Genomic DNA, 2,433 nt, shown 5'->3' on the forward strand with positions numbered 1-2,433 from the left:
TGACAGGGTGCAGATCACAGCTGCCATGGCTTTCAATATTATGATTTGCTTTCCGTAAGCTTTGCTTTCAGCGTTTTTTCTTTTCCTTTTCTCAGAACCTCAAACGAGACCGTATCTCCCGCTTTCGCTTCGGTGTATAAAATCTTCCTCAAATCAGAAGTCGCTTCAATGCTTTTACCGTTCATTTTCACAATGACGTCACCGGCTTTCATTCCTGCGTCAGCAGCCGGCGATCCAGGCGAGACTTTGTCGACGTACACGCCTTTATTCAGCTGGTCGCCAAAGAGGCCGAGCGTATTTTGCTGGTATTGCTCAGGAACCTGCTGCATATCGATCATTTGAACGCCTAAAAACGGCCGTACGACTTTTCCTTTGTCCAGCAGCTGATCGACGATCGGCTCAACGTCATTGCTCGGAATGGCAAAACCAAGCGATTCAACGCCGGTTTGGCTGATCTTTAAGCTGTTGATGCCGATGACCTGCCCGCTGCTGTTGATCAAAGGTCCGCCGCTGTTCCCCGGATTAATCGCGGCATCTGTCTGAAGGACATTCATATCCCACTTCCCTTCAGACGTCGACACTTCGATCGTCCGGTTGACGCCGCTGATGATTCCTTCTGTAACCGTTCGCGAAAATTGCAGGCCGAGAGGATTCCCGATCGCGATTACTTTTTCGCCGGCGCGCAATTTTGAGGAATCTCCGAAACTTGCAACCTTATCAATCCCTTTGCTGCTAATCTCCAAAACAGCCAAGTCTGTTAAGGCATCGCTGCCGATGATTTTCGCATCCGTCGTTTTCCCGTTGTATAAAGAGATGGTCACCTTTGTGGCCCCTTCAACAACATGGTTGTTCGTGATGATGTAAGCTTTTTTTCCGTCTTTTTTAAAGATGACGCCTGATCCTGTTCCGCTTTCTTCCACGTCATCATCTGAAAAACCGAAGCTCGTTTGAATATTGGAAACCCCGACGATCGTCGACTCCAAATCCTCAACCATATCCGGAACATTATCGGCATCTGTCACGGGCTTTGTCGAAAAATTTTGCGATTGTTTCGGTTCCGTCTGGCTTTCGTTGACGGCATCGTTATGTTTATCGACCGGCAGATACGGCGAAATGCCGAGGACGAGGCCGCCCCCGATGATGCCTCCCAAAATCGGGCTCAGCCATGAAGCCTTGCGCCGCTTTTCTTTTGCCGTTCTTGTTTCCTTTGCGTTTTCCAATGCTGCCGCCGTTTCTTTATACATATTATCTGACTGTTCATCTGTATCCTGTTTCATAATCAGCTCGGGCTTCTTTATCGGCTGCTCCGGTTCTTGCGCTTCGGAACTTGCCGTTTGCGGTATTTTCGCCTCTTCTTGCAATGGCTGTTCATTTTCTCTTTTGCGTTCGTCATCGCGTCTAACATCCATAAGCGTACACTTCCTTTGTTTTTCTTATCTTCAACTACCCGAAAATGGCAGAAAGCTTTAACACGCGCAAAAAAGAGACACCCGGCCTTATATTTTCACAATTACAATTTTCCTTTCTTCCCTTATCAGCATCCTAGCCAAACATTGTGGGATAAAAATGAAAAGAATATGTGAAATTATGAAAATCGACCAGACTTATGTTAAAACTAGTATAATGACGTAGAAAGGATGTGAACCCCTTGTCATACACCATTTATCTAGTTGAAGATGAAGAGAATTTAAATGAACTGCTGACGAAGTATTTAGAGAGTGAAGGCTGGCATGTCACGTCTTTTCTAAACGGTGAAAGCGCCAGACAGCACATCGGCCAGTCACCTCATTTATGGATTCTCGATATTATGTTACCAGATATCGACGGCTATGCGCTAATAAAAGAAATAAAAAATGCAGATCCCGACGTCCCGGTCATCTTCATTTCAGCCCGTGATGCGGACATCGACAGAGTGCTCGGTCTTGAACTGGGCAGCAGCGATTATATATCAAAGCCTTTTCTTCCGCGGGAGCTGATCATCCGCGTTCAAAAGCTTCTTAAGCTGATCTATAAAGAAGACGCGCCGGATCATAAAAAAGGGTTGTCCGTTGCCAAGTACCAGGTGTTCGAAAGCTTGAGGGAAGTGTATGAAGATGACAGGAAGATTAGTCTGACGTCAAAGGAATTCGATCTGCTGCTCCTTTTCATGAACAATCAGGGCCGGGCCTTCTCAAGGGAAGATATTCTGACACATGTCTGGGGAGAGGATTACTTCGGAACAGACCGCGTCGTTGACGATCTGGTCAGAAGGCTGCGCAAAAAAATGCCTGATCTGAAAGTAGAAACCATTTACGGATTTGGATACAGGATGTTGAAATCATGAAAAATAAATCGCTCGCCTTCCAAATCTGGACGGTCATCTGCGGAATTCTATTAACCGTTTCGATTTTGCTGATGTTTCTTTTTTCTAACACATTACGCAACTTTTTTACG

Annotated in this window: 3 protein-coding genes; 2 read left to right on the top strand and 1 reads right to left on the bottom strand. The window is 45.9% G+C overall.

Going from position 1 to position 2,433, the window contains the following annotated elements; genetic code table 11:
• Positions 1–38: 38 nt before the first annotated feature.
• On the bottom strand, positions 39–1,409 hold the full coding sequence (locus V7126_RS23475; protein WP_175075460.1) for a S1C family serine protease: 1,371 nt from the start codon (positions 1,407–1,409) through the stop codon (positions 39–41).
• Positions 1,410–1,648: 239 nt separating this feature from the next.
• Here V7126_RS23475 and V7126_RS23480 point away from each other — a divergent pair, with 239 nt between their 5' ends.
• A complete protein-coding gene (locus V7126_RS23480; protein WP_046129259.1) occupies positions 1,649–2,323 on the top strand; it encodes a response regulator transcription factor in 675 nt (224 codons plus the stop codon).
• Positions 2,320–2,433, top strand: a 114-nt coding sequence (locus tag V7126_RS23485; RefSeq protein WP_335499750.1) for a hypothetical protein, incomplete at its 3' end; no start/stop codon positions are given. The genes V7126_RS23480 and V7126_RS23485, both read left to right, overlap by 4 nt.

The organism is Bacillus sp. JJ675 (assembly GCF_036963165.1).
Taxonomy (GTDB): domain Bacteria; phylum Bacillota; class Bacilli; order Bacillales; family Bacillaceae; genus Bacillus; species Bacillus glycinifermentans.

Bases quoted from the DNA above. Each gene is read 5' to 3' on its own strand.
- V7126_RS23475 (WP_175075460.1), bottom strand. From the start codon at position 1,409: ATGGATGTTAGACGCGATGACGAACGCAAAAGAGAAAATGAACAGCCA.